Source organism: Pseudomonas sp. NA-150 (genome assembly GCF_044336365.1).
Taxonomy (GTDB): domain Bacteria; phylum Pseudomonadota; class Gammaproteobacteria; order Pseudomonadales; family Pseudomonadaceae; genus Aquipseudomonas.
Map to the genome: position 1 here is coordinate 4,673,766 of NZ_CP172305.1, position 13,557 is coordinate 4,687,322.

Genomic DNA, 13,557 nt, shown 5'->3' on the forward strand with positions numbered 1-13,557 from the left:
CGAAAAGGTGGCATCTACGTCATTGAGGCCGCGACCCTGGCGCTCTACTCTGCTGCTCATTCCGGCGCATCGCCGGCCCCACTGGAGAACAGCAATGAGCACTGTATCGAGCAAAGGCACGGCCCTGGTCACTGGCGCCTCGTCGGGCATTGGCGCCATCTACGCCCAGCGTCTGGCCGAACGCGGCTATGACGTGATCCTGGTTGCCCGCAACCGCGACCGCCTCAACGCACTGGCCACCCGACTGACCAACGAAACCGGTCGCAGCTTCGAAGTGGTTGAAGCTGATCTGGGCAGCAAAGAAGGCGTGCGTCACGTCGAAAACATCCTGCGCACCGACTCCAGCATCACCCTGCTGGTCAACAACGCCGGCGTCGGCGCTACCGCACCGCTGGTGGATTCGGACATCGACAAGATGGACGATATGATCACCCTCAACGTGATCGCCCTGACCCACCTGACCAAAGCTGTTGTCCCAGGCTTCCTCGCCCGTGGCGCCGGCACCATCATCAACATCGCTTCGATTGTCGCGGTGGGCCCGGAAATCCTCAACGGTGTTTACGGTGGCAGCAAGGCTTACGTGCTGGCCCTGTCGCAATCGCTGCACCACGAAGTCGGCGCTAAAGGCATCCGTGTGCAAGTGGTATTGCCGGGTGCCACCAGCACTGAATTCTGGGAGATCGCCGGTACGCCGGAGGAATACCTGCCGAAAGAAATCGTCATGAACGCCGAAGACATGGTCGACGCCGCGCTGGCGGGCCTGGACCAGGGCGAATTGGTGACCATCCCGTCGCTGCCGGAAGCCGCTGACTGGAATGCGTATGAAGCCGCACGCCAGAAGCTGATGCCGAACCTGTCGCGCAATGCCCCAGCCGAACGTTTTGGCGTGAAGAGCCGCGCCAACAAGTAGCGCAAAGCCTGTAGGAACCAACTTGTTGGCGAGGATGTGCACCTATTGGTGCTATCCCCGGATTTAGTGTGGGAGATTCTATGTTCCCAGGCAACACACAATCCCTGTAGGAGCTGCCGCAGGCTGCGAACAATCGCCATCGCGAAGGTCGTTCCGACCTTATCGCAGCCTTCGGCAGCTCCTACAAAATGGGGCGCAACCGTAGATTTTTGTCCAACCACAAATCCCTGTGGGAGCCAATGTGTTGGCGAAGGCGTCAGTACAGGCGCCTGAAGATCAGTGCTTGATCCCGTAACGCGAAGCAGGTTTGCCATTCTGCGAAGCGCCGAACAAGGCTGCCGCAGCCGCCTGATATGCCGCATACAGTTCAGCATTTTCAACTGCTGGCAAGGTCACCGCCTCACCCAGATCGAGACCGGCAAGCGCCGCGTCAACGCAATCTTCCGGGGTCATGACACTGGCCGGGTCCAGCACCGTGATTGGCACGCCCGACTTCTCCCAAATATCGGTCGCCGTCGCTGCTGGCAACACCAGCTGCACCACCACCTTGGTTTCCGCCACTTCCTGTTGCAAGCCGTGGGTAAAGCTCGCCACGTAGCCCTTGGTGCCGCTGTACACAGTACTGATCGGCAAGTTGAAGAAACCCAGCACCGAACCGATGTTGATCAGCGTACCCCGATCGCGTGCCTTGAATTGCGGCACAATGGCGTGGCTCAAGCGCACCAGTGCGGTGACGTTGACCTTATTCATCTCGTCACGCTTGGCGTCGCTGAGGTCGAACACCGAACCCAGGGTCGACGCGCCGGCGTTGTTGACCAGCAGGGTGATGCTCGCATCTGCGCTGATGTCTGCAGCAACCTTCTCCAGATCAGTCTCGGCCGACAGGTCAGCCACCAGGGTTCGCACCGCCACGCCATAGTCGCTGCGCAACCCCGCCGCCAGGCTTTCCAGCTTGTCCTGGCTACGTGCGACCAGCACCAGGTCGAAACCACGCTGCGCCAGGCGGTCCGCATAGACCTTGCCCAGACCGGCGGATGCGCCGGTTACCACAGCCGTACCCTTGTTATTTGCTTTGGTTGAGTCGTTCATTTAAGCCTCGATGATTGGCAGTGTCGTTCGAGAGGAATACCGCGATGGCGTTCTTCAGAATGAGGGATAAAATTGGATTACATTCGTAATCCAATTAAAATTAGGATGATGCTCATAATCCAATATGTCAACACCTTTGCCCGGCCATCGCTGAAAAAGCCCGGATGACAGAAACACCTGCGTCTGACCGGCGCTCACCTAAACTCATGTGATCAAGCGCCGCAGCACGGCCCGCTAGCCCACGAGGAGTTCTGGTTGCCATGACCGATTCGCTACGCATTTCGACCCTCGATGCCGCCCACCGGCAACTCAACCTGGCTATCCGCCTGCTGTTCGCCAGCGCCGATCCGGTGGCGGTGCAGACATTGGTCGGGGCCGCCGCGGCGATTCTCAAGAACACCTCCGCTCAGGAGGACAACACGCTGGCGCCGCCCGAGTACTTTCGCCTGATGCACAAGGCGCAGAACCTGTTCAGCCCGCGCCCCGCCGATGCCAATGCCCTGTTCGAAGTGGACCCCGAGGACACCGAAGCCCTGGCGTTCTGGGCGGTGATGAATGCCAGTGAGGTGGGCGCCTTGTCGCTGGAAGAGCAGCTTTACCAACGCTGGTACATCGCCTCGCACCTGTTGCGCGACGACGAACATGAGGGGCTGTTGGGGGTGGCGCTACAAGCCTTTGGCGACCTGAGCACCAAGTCACACTGCGAACAATTGCAGGCAGGGGCTAGTGTTTTATCGGAGTTCGAAGCGTGTGGCCCGTCGGATTCGAGCCACTGGAAAACTCATTGCGACTACCACTGACGGCTTGGGCCTTAAACTAGCGCTGGTCAGGTGAACACTTTCAACGCAAGGGTGTAAAAAGCCAGGCGTTCGTCGGCACCGTTCTGCCCGCCATTGATCACTTGAGTGATATCGGAAAACCGCCCGGCATCGGCCAGGCTGTTCAAGCCGTGCTTTTCCCAGAACCATCCCGCCGACAAGGCCGCGTTGTCTGGCTCTTCCAGCAGTTCCGGATGATTGCCCAGTTCCAGTTCAAGGGTGTTGCCACAGTCGGCATAGTTGTCTCGACCGGTGACCTGAATCAGCCCGCGCCCACGGAATTTCCAACCGTCACCTGACGCTGTCGGTCCGTTGCCCAGACGCGAGGCGTAGGCAATATTGGCGATCGCCTCAGGCTGGCGGGCGACCCTGGCCGCCGTTGCCGCATCGAACCGTTTGGGCCACGTGGCCTGCAACGCCTGAGCGCTGTAGTTGAGGTTCTCGCTCACGTGCAACAACTGACCACTCTCATGACCGACTTGCGCGATAAACGCCGCCCTGCGCAATCGGTTGTTGATCTGAAACGTGTCCATCGTCGCGTTCAGCGCCGGCACAAACACACTCGCCACCGGTTTGGCATTGGGCAGTATTTGCAGTAATTGCTGTTGAGTTATTGTCATGTTCTTTCTCCTTGAAAAAATAAGTCCCTATGGCGTTGTTTCACAGCACGTCAGCGCTGAATGAAGCCTCACATTCTGAATAGCAAACTCTCGTGACCAGACCGCATACGACGCAAAGAAAATATCGCCGATATATTGCGGGCGTTCGAAGGCAGGAATGACGTCATCCGGCATACGAAGCTCTCCAGAGGGAAGAGATCGAACGTGCCCAACGGCAGAACACTAGGTAGGGAGGGTGCAACTCACCGAAAAGTCTAGATCATGGACTCACACTGCAGCACGCAAACAGCGTTTGACCGGTCTTGTTCACCCTTGCCCACCTTCTTGAAATGGCGGCCCGAGCCCGACCCAGAGCCTTCGACCCGGCCATGACTTCCTGGTCATTCGGCAATTGCTTCATCAATCAACGCGTTATATAGTGGCAAAACGCCACAGAATAGTGCGTTTTTTCATAATTTCCTCTCAGATCTCACGGACGAATCCTCTCTCTCCCGCTGATCTACGTGTCCACTCCCTCTGGAAACGTTTCATGTCAAACCGCTCGCTACATTTCAAACTGTTCTGGACCTCGCTGATCGGCGCGTTCATCGTCCTGACGCTACTGCTTGGGTCGATTGCTTACATCTCGTACGGCTCCTCGCTCGAAGAAACAGCCAATCTGGTCGATACCACGGTCAAGGCCAACGCCAAAGACGTCGAAGTCGAGTTGGGCAAAGGCTGGTCCGCTGCTGAATCCTTAAATGCCGCCGCGCTGGCCATGAGCCAGAACCATGTCGACCGCAAGACCTCCGACGCGGTCACCCGCCAGTTGTTCGAGGTCAATCCGCAACTGTTGGGCCTGGGCCAGTATTGGGAGGCCAACGCCTTTGACGGTAAGGATGCCCAGTACGCGGGGCAACCCGAGACCGACGCCAGTGGCCGCTACTTGCTGTACTGGAATCGCGCCAAAGGCAGCACCGCCTCCGAGCCACTCTCGGGCTATGCCCCGGAAAACGCTGACAACCAGTACTACTACCGTCCGCTGCACAGTCGTCAACCCTGGGCGACCGAACCCTACGCCTACACCACCGGCAGCGGACAGCGCCTGATGCTGACCTCGATCATGTTGCCGCTGATCAAAGACGGCCAGGCTGTGGGCGTCGCGGGGGTCGACATCCCGCTGGACGGCATCACCGCCGCGCTGTCGAAGATCAACATCTACAAGGGTTACGCCGCCCTGCTGTCGACCGACGGCCGGTACGCCAGTCACCCCGATACCAAACGTCTAGCTCAAACCGCCGACGACCTGCCCGCCGAAGCCAAAGCCGCGATCAAGGCCGGCCAGTCGTATCATTTCCAGCGCGATGGCTGGAACTTCGTGCTGCACCCGGTCCACATCGGCAAGGCCCCCAACCCTTGGTCGCTGATGGTCAGCTACCCGGTGGCCGAAGCCATGGCCAACATCAACCACTTCCTCTACACCGCCGTCGCTATTGGCCTCGCGACCTTGCTGTTGCTGGCCATCGTGCTCTGGTACCTGCTGGGCTGGCATATCCGTCCGCTGTCCGGGCTGACCTCGGGCATCGAAGCCTGGCAGGGCGAACTGGCACTGCGCTTCGAACAACGCCAGCGGTGACGAAACCGGCAAACTGGCGGCGGCCTTCAACCAATTCATCCAGCGCCTCAGCGGGCTGGTGGGTTCGATCCGCCAGAGCACCGCAACGTTGATGCACATCTCCGATCACCTCGGCGCCACCGCCCACGCGGTGGCCGAGCGCGCCACCGCGCAACACACCGCCACCGAGGAAATGGCCAGCGGCGTCACTGCCCTCGCCCACTCTGTGACCGAAATGGCGCAACAGGCCGAGGACGTGGAGCAACTGGCGCGCAACACCGAAGTGCTGACCTCGAACATCGCCGAGGAAATGAACCTGACCCTGGGCGAAATTACCCGTATCGACCAGACCATGGACAGCGTCGCCGGCACCGTCGGCGACCTGGAAAAACGCTCGCAACAAATCGCCGGCATCCTCGCGGTGATCCGCAGCATCGCCGACCAGACCAACCTGCTGGCCCTCAACGCCGCCATCGAAGCCGCCCGCGCCGGCGAACAAGGCCGAGGCTTCGCGGTGGTCGCCGATGAAGTGCGGCAACTGGCCGAACGCACCAGCCGCTCCACCGGCGAAATCGGCGGCATGATCGACGCCATCGGCTCCGACGTGCGCAACACCGTGGAAAACGTGCAACACGTCGGGCAAGCCATGCGCCAGGGCGTGGTGCAACTGACCACCTCTGCCGAGGGCGTCGAACAGATTCGCGAACATGCGCAGCAAATTCTGACGCGCATCAGCGAAGTGGCCCGCCAGACGCAAAGCCAGGCAGCGACCGGCGAACAGCTGTCGGTGGCGATTCAGGGCGTAAGCCGGATTTCCGAACAGAACGATGTGGCGATTCGCAGCTTGCTGGATCAGTCGAAACAGCTACGGGAGCAGGCGGGATCGTTGGGGCAACAGTTGATGGGGTTTAGGGATTAAGCCAAACGGGCCGGGGATATAACCCGGCCCTGATCTTTCACTACCTCAAGGAATATCTCCGCAGAACTGCTCTGCATTACCCTCTGTTGCACCGTTGGCGACGACTACCGAGTAATGCGCAGCACGCAACGTGTTCAGCGGCACCTTGGCTTCCCGGTTGAAGCTCCAGCCTGTCGCAACACGCCTGGTGACCACGTTATCGTTCATCCCATACAGCGGTTTTGGTCCGCGGTTTGAGCAGGGGCCTGGGTAGACAAAGGCATACAAACGAACCGGCCTCAAGTAGCCGGAGGTACCACTCACAAAGAAGCTGAAATCGGTGGTTTCTTGGCGGGATATCAGCGTTACATAGCCAATGTTCCCGATGTTTTGCCCTACGGCAGTCAAGTCGACACGGACCAATTGCGATTCTTGACGGGCTTGGCTTGCGCATCCGCCCAGCAGAGCGACACTGGCGCAGATTAACCAGAAAAAACGTGGGGTGGTGATCATGGTCATGATCCCAAGACGTGATGAGTTGAGTCTAGGTGAGATTGTTGTCGATCGCGTTCACTATTGAAGGCCATCTGTTAATCTCCTGCCTTTCGGATTTTGTCCCGCAGCCCGCACAACTACTGATGACAACGATGCCAATAGCCAACAAAACGCCCGCGCCTCAAACCATCTGCCGCCCCCTCACCCGCAGCGCGATTTTCATCGTCGCCACCCTCGCCCCCGGCAGCGAAGCCGCCGCGAAAGTGCGCAGTTGGTGCGGTGACATTGCCGCCCTTACCCGCGCGGTCGGCCAACGTGTGCCGGAAGGTGATTTGTCCTGCGTCTGCGGCTTCGGCGTCAACGCCTGGGACACCCTGTTCGGCACCCCACGCCCTGCCGAATTGCACCCGTTCCGTGAGTTCGGCCCGGCAGAGCGCCGCGCGCTCGCCACCCCCGGAGACATCTTGCTGCACATCCGCGCCGAGCAAATGGACCTGTGCTTTGAACTGGCTACACAACTCATGTCAGCGCTGGGCGACGCGGTCTCGGTTGTCGATGAAGTCCAGGGTTTCCGTTACTTCGACATGCGCAGCATCATCGGCTTCGTCGACGGCACCGAAAACCCGGAAGATAACGAAAAAGTCGGTTTCACCATCATTGGCGACGAAGACCCGTCGTTTACCGGCGGCAGCTACGTGCTGGTGCAGAAATACCTGCACAACATGAACGCCTGGAACGACCTGTCCGTCGAAGCCCAGGAACGGGTTATCGGGCGCACCAAGTTGTCCGATATAGAACTGGATAAATCGGTTAAACCGATCTCTTCGCACAGTGCATTGACGACGATTACCAAAGATGGCGAAGAAGTAAAAATCCTCCGTGAAAACATGCCGTTTGGTCGACCGGGTGTTGGGGAGTTTGGTACTTACTTTATTGGGTACGCACGCTCGCCACAGCCTATTGAACAGATGCTGGAAAATATGTTTGTCGGACGGCCGGCGGGCAATTATGACCGGTTGCTGGATTTCAGTACGGCGGTGACGGGCGGGTTGTTTTTTGTGCCTTCGGCGGATTTTTTGGATGGGCTGGGGGATTAGAAAGAAAGCCGGTTAGATGACTGTAGGAGCTGCCGAAGGTTTGTCCCGCACTCGGACGATTGGCATTAAAACGCGGCGACTGTTCTGGCGTCTTCGCAGCCTTCGGCAGCTCCTACAGAGTTGGGCAACGCTCGATTCCACCGTTCGCTAACCCGTCCCGCTTTCCATCAATTCAGGCAACGCAATTCACGGTCTGTGGCCACGATCTTGCGTTCAGCATCGTATAAACGAACTTCGGGGCGTTGGACGACCACGCGTGCTTCCAGTCGATAGCGCTGGCCAGCGGCGAAGTCGTTGTAGGGTACGGTCAGGTAACAAATGCGATCGAAGGAGCCGCTGTTGAAGCCAGTAAAGACTTCGAAATCGAGGCGCACTACCAGCTCATGCTGCCCCGGCGTCACCTGGAAATAACGCCCGTCAGCAAGATGTTTTCCATCCAGGCGGTCGGCCATCATCAGCCTGCCAGAGGTGGTGTACATATCGACCCAGGCGTGTTGCGGATCGGCTGGAGGTATTGGCGTACTGCTGCAAGCTCCGAGCGCGCCCAGAATCAGTAGAACGAATGGCTGGCGCATGCTGTTCTCCACAGCGAATCTCAGACTTTAAGCATAGCTTCTACACGCTATCGGCACGATGGCACTGGGCCGGTCAGCCCTTGCCAGCGACATTGCCTGCACATGGGTAGCGAACTGTCAGTTCAGTAATAGAACGGGACGTTCTCGCTGAAATAAATCCGTCCCGTTTTGCTCGTCCCGTTTTGCTCAATCCCCCACAAATTTTCCGGCAAACCGCCAGCTCTGCGGCGAGTGTCGTGTCTCGACCAACAATCCACCCTTGGCAATCTTGATATGGCTCTGCAGCGGTATCAGCCTTGGATCGCTCACAACGGTATCTTCGGAGACCACTGTAAACGTCACCCCCACCCAGCGGTGATAGCCGTCGAACAACGTGCAATCCAGCGTTGGCGACGGGCTTAGTTTGCCGATGCACTCCGTCACTTCATCCGTGAACACAGGCGACGATTTGCGCTCGCCGTAGTAAGCGACGATGTAACCGGTCGGGGTGTTTTTCAGTTCTATTGTGGTGTAGCCAGCCCGGTCGCCACCGTCGTCGGTGAGTTGGATTTTGCGGGCGAAGTAGTCGCGGGCCTTGGCGGTTTCGGCTTGTTGGGCTTCTCGCTCGGAGGGGCTCAGGGGAGCTGTGGCGCAGGCTGCGAGTGTCGAGGCGGCCAACAGGCAGGGAATCAGATGGCGGAGTTTCAGGGTGCCTCCTGGCGACGTGGGACAGAGCAGTAGGTCTCGAATATCAGGCACGAGAAAACGCAACGCTGATCTGAATCGGGCGCTTGAATGTGAAATAAGGGGATTAGGTATTGCAGAAGCGTTATGGAGGCAACCCCACCAGCCACACCTCGGCACTCAATGTCACCGCTGTGGCTGCTCCCTTCCGGGTCTGACCAGGTTCACGGCTAATCAATGCGAGGGGACCGATAGGGTCACCATAACGACGCTCACCTGACGGCGAACGGCGCCATTGTACCGGTCTCACGCCAAGTTACAACCGTTGGTTGCAGATTAAAAATTTGAGGGGGTTCAAGCACTTGTGTGGTGGGGGCAGGCCTGAGGTCGAGCGGCGCCTGGATTCAGGACTTTGCGCATGAAATCCCCCCAATAACTGGATCAACTGCAACCGCGCCTACACGTTTTGATCGTGGATATCTGTGGGAGAATAGACGCCGCAGACCGTACGGCGGACAGAAGGGGATTCAAGCATGCGGACCGAGTTGTTCTGTTATGACGACCTGACTGATGTTCAGCGCCAGCAATTGGAGCGCATCGAGGTGTTGCCTGAGCAGCAGCTGTATTCCGGGGATATTCAGAGTGCGCTGAGTTCGCTGCTGGACCGCCCTACTCCGGCTGTTCGCGGGTTTGCCTTGCTGGTCGAGCGACGGCCTGCGGGGTTTCTGCTGCTCAAGCGCGGGGCGTTGTTGCCGCCGTGGGCGGATAAGGATTCCGCCACGTTGCATGCGTTGCAGATTGATTTCCGGATGCAGGGCCGTGGGCTGGGCAAGTTGTGCTTGCACGCGTTGCCAGAGGTGGTGCGGCGGATTTGGCCGGATGTGACGCAGTTGATGCTGTCGGTGGATGCGGATAATGAGGCGGCGCGGGGGTTGTATCTGGGATTGGGCTGGGTCGATACCGGCAATGGCTATCGCGGGCGGGTGGGGTATGAGCGGCGCTTGGTGTTGGATTTGCGGACAGAGGCGAATGAACTGTAGGAACTGCCGAAGGTTGCGATAGCGGCGGGTCATGAAAACCGTTCGCAGCCTTCGGCAGCTCTTATAGGGGTTATATGTTGGCCTGTAGAACCTCATCGGCCTTGCCGCCGGCGCCCTGGATGACCAGGTGGATGAAGTGCAGTTTGCCGATCACGGCCGGTGGCAGGACGAACGGGTAGAAGTCGGGCTGGCCCATGCTGCGGGACAATTCGTTGAGCATGCCGGCCAGTTCGATCCAGGCGTTGACGAACGACAAAAACGCCGGGCCGCCGGGGTGTTGCGGGTCGTAGAGGCTCTCCAGCAAGAATGGCGGGTACTGAATGTCCATCTCCCGAGCGCTCATGCCGAAGCCGAGGGCGGTGTCGACCGCGTCCATCATGTGCAGGTAGTGGGCCCAGGTTTCCGCCCAGTCTTCCCACGGGTGCATGGTGGCGTAGGCACTGACGAAGCGTTGTTCCCAGTTCAACGGCGCACCGTTCTGGTAGTGGTTTTCCAGCGCTTCGGAATAACTGGCGCGTTCGTCGCCGAACAGGGTGCGAAATCCTTCTTCCCAGTGGGTGCGCGCGACCAGCCGATCCCAATAGTAATGCCCGACTTCATGTCGGAAATGGCCGAGCAAGGTGCGGTACGGTTCGCGCATCTGCACCCGAATCAGTTCGCGGTGGTCGTCATCCGCTTCTTTGATGTCGAGGGTGATCAGGCCGTTGGCGTGGCCGGTGGTCGGTCGCTTGCCTTCCTGGTCGACACCGATGAAGTCGAAGGCCAGGCCAGTGGCTTCATCCTGGGTTTTAGGGATCACGTCCAGCCCTAACGAGATCAGTTGCGCGATCAAACGCCGCTTGGCGGTTTCGACCCTGCGCCAGCGAGGGCCATTTTCCGCGATTGTCAGGTCGGGGATGGTGTTGTTCAGGCGACAGGCGATACAGAAATCTCCGACATCGAGTGCCGGAAACAGCCAATTGCAGGCAGCCGGGGTGTCGAGGTTGGCGCAGCGGCGGTAGAGGCCAGCCTCAGGACCGTCAGTCACACGCCAGGTATTGAGTTCCGGGGCGGGTTCGAGGGCAACCATTTTGCCATCCCGGGGCAGATAGCCCAGCGCCGCAGAACAAGCCAGGCATTGGCTGTTGCGGAAGAAGATCGATTGCCCGCAGTGACACTGCCAGACCTTGCTGTTGCGCTTGCCCTCGCCCACGAACGGCGCGGCGATGCGCGAGGTGAGTTGTTCGAAGAACTGGAACATGACGATCTCCTTGTGGCCTGCTTGCACTAGATCATCTGGGGCGGTGAGGGTTCCGTGTGAAACGGATCGCGGGCAAGCCCGCTCCTACAGGGGAATGCAAACCGATGTAGGGGCGGGCTTGCCCGCGATGGCGATAGATCAGGCAGCGGTTATCCCGTGTTTACCCAGGAATGCCACAAACGCCTCTTCATCCAGCACTTTCAGCCCCAGTTCATTGGCCTTGGTCAGTTTCGACCCCGCCCCCGGCCCGGCCACCACGGTGTGGGTTTTTGCCGACACCGACCCTGACACCTTGGCGCCGAGGCTTTCGAGTTTTTCCTTGGCGATATCGCGGCTCATCAGTTCCAGCGAACCGGTCAACACCCAAGTCTGCCCCGCCAGTGGCAAGCCTTCGACGACTTTTTTCTCGCTCTGCCAGTGCATGCCGAAGTCTTTCAGTTGCTGTTCGATGTTCAGCGCTCGCGCAGCGTTTTCGGGCACGTCGAAGAAATCGCGCACGGCCTTGGCCTGTTTCTCCGGAAGGGCCTGACGCATGTCTAGCCAATCGGCCTTGACCACGCCTTCAAGGGTGCCGAATTTGTCTGCCAGCTTCTGTGCCGCGCCGGGGCCGACCGCAGGGATGTTGAGTTTGTCGAGCATGCCGCCCAGCGTCGCGCTGGCGGCGAATTCGGCGCCGAGGTCACCGGTGTCCTGCAGTTCAAACTGGCACTCGCCCAGCAGCGCGCTGATGACCTGCTGGTTGTGGTCATCGACGAAAAAGCTGTGGATCTCGTGGGCCACTTCCAGACCGACGTCAGGCAAATACGTCAGCACCTCCGGCAACGCCTGTTTTACCCGTTCCAGTGACGCCAGCGACCGCGCCAACACCTTGGCCGTCTCTTCGCCCACATCGGGAATCCCCAGCGCGTAGATAAAGCGCGCCAGGGCCGGCTTTTTGCTCTCGGCGATAGCCTTCAACAGCTTGTTGCTGGAGACTTCGGCAAAGCCTTCCAGATCGATGATCTGTTCGTACTTGAGCTTGTACAAATCAGCAGGCGAGCCTATCAGTTTCTCATCCACCAACTGCTCGATGGTCTTGTCGCCAAGGCCTTCGATATCCAGCGCGCGGCGGGAAACGAAGTGGATGATCGCCTGCTTGAGTTGCGCGCCACAGGCCAGGCGTCCGACGCAGCGATAGACCGCGCCTTCGCTGACGGTCTCCTTGCCTTTACTGCGCTTGATCAACTGCGTGCGCTCGACGTGGGAGCCGCACACCGGGCAGGTTTCGGGGATCTGCACCGCTCTCGCGTTTTCCGGGCGACGCTCCAGCACCACTTGCACCACCTGCGGAATCACGTCGCCAGCGCGGCGGATGATCACCGTGTCGCCGATCATCAGGCCCAAACGCGCGACTTCGTCCATGTTGTGCAGGGTGGCGTTGGCCACCGTCACGCCGGCAACTTTGACCGGTTTCAAGCGTGCGACCGGAGTCACCGCGCCAGTACGGCCGACCTGGAACTCCACGTCGAGCAACTCGGTGAGCTCTTCCATCGCCGGGAACTTATGGGCAATGGCCCAACGCGGTTCACGGGCGCGGAAGCCCAGTTCGCGCTGGGAGGCGATGTTGTTGACCTTGAACACCACGCCGTCGATCTCGTACGGCAGCGACAGACGCCGCTCACCGATGTCGCGGTAATAATCCAGGCACTCGGCGATGCCGTCAGCCAGTTTCAGTTCGCGACTGACCGGCATGCCCCAGGCTTTGAGCTGTTGCAGATTGCCGATGTGGGTGTCGGAAAATTCTTCGGAGACCTGGCCCAGGCCATAGCAGCAAAACTCCAGCGGGCGGTTGGCGGTGATCTTCGAATCCAGCTGACGCAGGCTGCCGGCGGCTGCGTTACGCGGGTTGGCGAAGGTCTTGCCACCGACTTCCAGCTGGCTGGCGTTGAGGCGTTCGAAACCGGCCTTGGACATGAACACTTCGCCGCGCACTTCGAGGGTCGCTGGCCAGCCACTGCCGTGCAGTTTGAGCGGGATGTTGCGCACAGTACGCACGTTGACGCTGATGTCTTCACCGGTAGTGCCATCACCCCGGGTGGCACCGCGTACCAACGCGCCGTCCTGATACAGCAAGCTGACGGCGAGGCCATCAAGCTTCGGTTCGCAACTGTACTGCACGTGGGCGCCGTCGCCGAACAGGTCGCCCGTGGGCAGGTCGAGACCTTCCACCACGCGACGGTCGAACTCGCGCATGTCGTTTTCTTCGAAGGCGTTACCGAGGCTGAGCATCGGCACTTCGTGACGCACCTGGGTGAACGCCGACAACGCTGCGCTGCCGACACGCTGGGTCGGTGAGTCGGGGGTGATCAGGTGCGGATGTTCGGCTTCCAGCGCCTTGAGCTCGTGGAACAGGCGGTCGTACTCGACGTCCGGAATGCTCGGTTCGTCGAGGACGTGGTAGCGGTAGTTGTGCTGGTCCAGCTCGGCACGCAGTTCCAGGATGCGAGTTTCGGCGGTCATACGGTGTTCTCTCGAAAAG

Annotated in this window: 11 protein-coding genes, 1 other RNA gene and 1 pseudogene; 5 read left to right on the plus strand and 8 right to left on the minus strand. The window is 59.6% G+C overall.

Annotated elements, in window-relative coordinates:
- Positions 1–94: 94 nt before the first annotated feature.
- Positions 95–910, plus strand: coding sequence for an SDR family NAD(P)-dependent oxidoreductase (locus ACF0H7_RS22120; RefSeq protein WP_397448990.1), 816 nt, complete (start codon positions 95–97; stop codon positions 908–910).
- A 276-nt stretch (positions 911–1,186) separates the two neighbouring features.
- Here the strand turns inward: ACF0H7_RS22120 and ACF0H7_RS22125 are convergent, their stop codons facing one another.
- On the minus strand, positions 1,187–1,999 hold the full coding sequence (locus tag ACF0H7_RS22125) for an SDR family NAD(P)-dependent oxidoreductase (RefSeq protein WP_397448991.1): 813 nt from the start codon (positions 1,997–1,999) through the stop codon (positions 1,187–1,189).
- Positions 2,000–2,259: 260 nt separating this feature from the next.
- Here ACF0H7_RS22125 and ACF0H7_RS22130 point away from each other — a divergent pair, with 260 nt between their 5' ends.
- Positions 2,260–2,799: a hypothetical protein gene (locus ACF0H7_RS22130; RefSeq protein WP_397448992.1), complete on the plus strand. Its 540-nt coding sequence runs from the start codon at positions 2,260–2,262 to the stop codon at positions 2,797–2,799.
- A gap of 26 nt (positions 2,800–2,825) precedes the next feature.
- Here the strand turns inward: ACF0H7_RS22130 and ACF0H7_RS22135 are convergent, their stop codons facing one another.
- Positions 2,826–3,437: a glycoside hydrolase family 19 protein gene (locus ACF0H7_RS22135; RefSeq protein ID WP_397448993.1), complete on the minus strand. Its 612-nt coding sequence runs from the start codon at positions 3,435–3,437 to the stop codon at positions 2,826–2,828.
- A 529-nt stretch (positions 3,438–3,966) separates the two neighbouring features.
- On the opposite strand from ACF0H7_RS22135, the pseudogene ACF0H7_RS22140 reads away from it, so the two are divergent.
- Positions 3,967–5,950 (plus strand): annotated as a pseudogene (locus tag ACF0H7_RS22140) (methyl-accepting chemotaxis protein).
- A gap of 45 nt (positions 5,951–5,995) precedes the next feature.
- Here ACF0H7_RS22140 and ACF0H7_RS22145 read toward each other — a convergent pair.
- Positions 5,996–6,442: a hypothetical protein gene (locus tag ACF0H7_RS22145; protein WP_397448994.1), complete on the minus strand. Its 447-nt coding sequence runs from the start codon at positions 6,440–6,442 to the stop codon at positions 5,996–5,998.
- Positions 6,443–6,576: 134 nt separating this feature from the next.
- On the opposite strand from ACF0H7_RS22145, the gene ACF0H7_RS22150 reads away from it, so the two are divergent.
- Positions 6,577–7,521: a Dyp-type peroxidase gene (locus ACF0H7_RS22150; RefSeq protein WP_397448995.1), complete on the plus strand. Its 945-nt coding sequence runs from the start codon at positions 6,577–6,579 to the stop codon at positions 7,519–7,521.
- Between the two features lie 167 nt (positions 7,522–7,688).
- Here ACF0H7_RS22150 and ACF0H7_RS22155 read toward each other — a convergent pair whose 3' ends face one another.
- The 3 genes from ACF0H7_RS22155 to ffs all read right to left on the minus strand — a co-directional run bounded on the left by ACF0H7_RS22155 (position 7,689) and on the right by ffs (position 9,013).
- Entirely contained in the window at positions 7,689–8,096 is a 408-nt protein-coding gene (locus ACF0H7_RS22155) for a hypothetical protein (RefSeq protein ID WP_397448996.1), read from the minus strand.
- 186 nt (positions 8,097–8,282) lie between these two features.
- Complete coding sequence (locus tag ACF0H7_RS22160; RefSeq protein WP_397448997.1) at positions 8,283–8,834, minus strand: hypothetical protein; 552 nt, start codon at positions 8,832–8,834, stop codon at positions 8,283–8,285.
- An 82-nt stretch (positions 8,835–8,916) separates the two neighbouring features.
- Positions 8,917–9,013: signal recognition particle sRNA small type (ffs, locus tag ACF0H7_RS22165), an RNA gene on the minus strand.
- Positions 9,014–9,292: 279 nt separating this feature from the next.
- Between ffs and ACF0H7_RS22170 the strand changes: the two genes are divergently transcribed.
- Positions 9,293–9,799, plus strand: coding sequence for a GNAT family N-acetyltransferase (locus tag ACF0H7_RS22170; RefSeq protein ID WP_397448998.1), 507 nt, complete (start codon positions 9,293–9,295; stop codon positions 9,797–9,799).
- A gap of 70 nt (positions 9,800–9,869) precedes the next feature.
- On the opposite strand, the gene ACF0H7_RS22175 is transcribed toward ACF0H7_RS22170, so the two are convergent.
- A complete protein-coding gene (locus ACF0H7_RS22175) occupies positions 9,870–11,039 on the minus strand; it encodes a putative zinc-binding metallopeptidase (protein ID WP_397448999.1) in 1,170 nt (389 codons plus the stop codon).
- A 138-nt stretch (positions 11,040–11,177) separates the two neighbouring features.
- Complete coding sequence (ligA, locus tag ACF0H7_RS22180; RefSeq protein WP_397449000.1) at positions 11,178–13,538, minus strand: NAD-dependent DNA ligase LigA; 2,361 nt, start codon at positions 13,536–13,538, stop codon at positions 11,178–11,180.
- Positions 13,539–13,557 lie beyond the last annotated feature (19 nt).

Coding starts and splice junctions, on each gene's coding strand:
- ligA (WP_397449000.1), bottom strand. CDS start 13,538: ATGACCGCCGAAACTCGCATCCTGGAACTGCGTGCCGAGCTGGACCAG.
- ACF0H7_RS22145 (WP_397448994.1), bottom strand. CDS start 6,442: ATGATCACCACCCCACGTTTTTTCTGGTTAATCTGCGCCAGTGTCGCT.
- ACF0H7_RS22155 (WP_397448996.1), bottom strand. CDS start 8,096: ATGCGCCAGCCATTCGTTCTACTGATTCTGGGCGCGCTCGGAGCTTGC.
- ACF0H7_RS22135 (WP_397448993.1), bottom strand. CDS start 3,437: ATGACAATAACTCAACAGCAATTACTGCAAATACTGCCCAATGCCAAA.
- ACF0H7_RS22120 (WP_397448990.1), top strand. CDS start 95: ATGAGCACTGTATCGAGCAAAGGCACGGCCCTGGTCACTGGCGCCTCG.
- ACF0H7_RS22175 (WP_397448999.1), bottom strand. CDS start 11,039: ATGTTCCAGTTCTTCGAACAACTCACCTCGCGCATCGCCGCGCCGTTC.
- ACF0H7_RS22130 (WP_397448992.1), top strand. CDS start 2,260: ATGACCGATTCGCTACGCATTTCGACCCTCGATGCCGCCCACCGGCAA.
- ACF0H7_RS22170 (WP_397448998.1), top strand. CDS start 9,293: ATGCGGACCGAGTTGTTCTGTTATGACGACCTGACTGATGTTCAGCGC.
- ACF0H7_RS22150 (WP_397448995.1), top strand. CDS start 6,577: ATGCCAATAGCCAACAAAACGCCCGCGCCTCAAACCATCTGCCGCCCC.
- ACF0H7_RS22125 (WP_397448991.1), bottom strand. CDS start 1,999: ATGAACGACTCAACCAAAGCAAATAACAAGGGTACGGCTGTGGTAACC.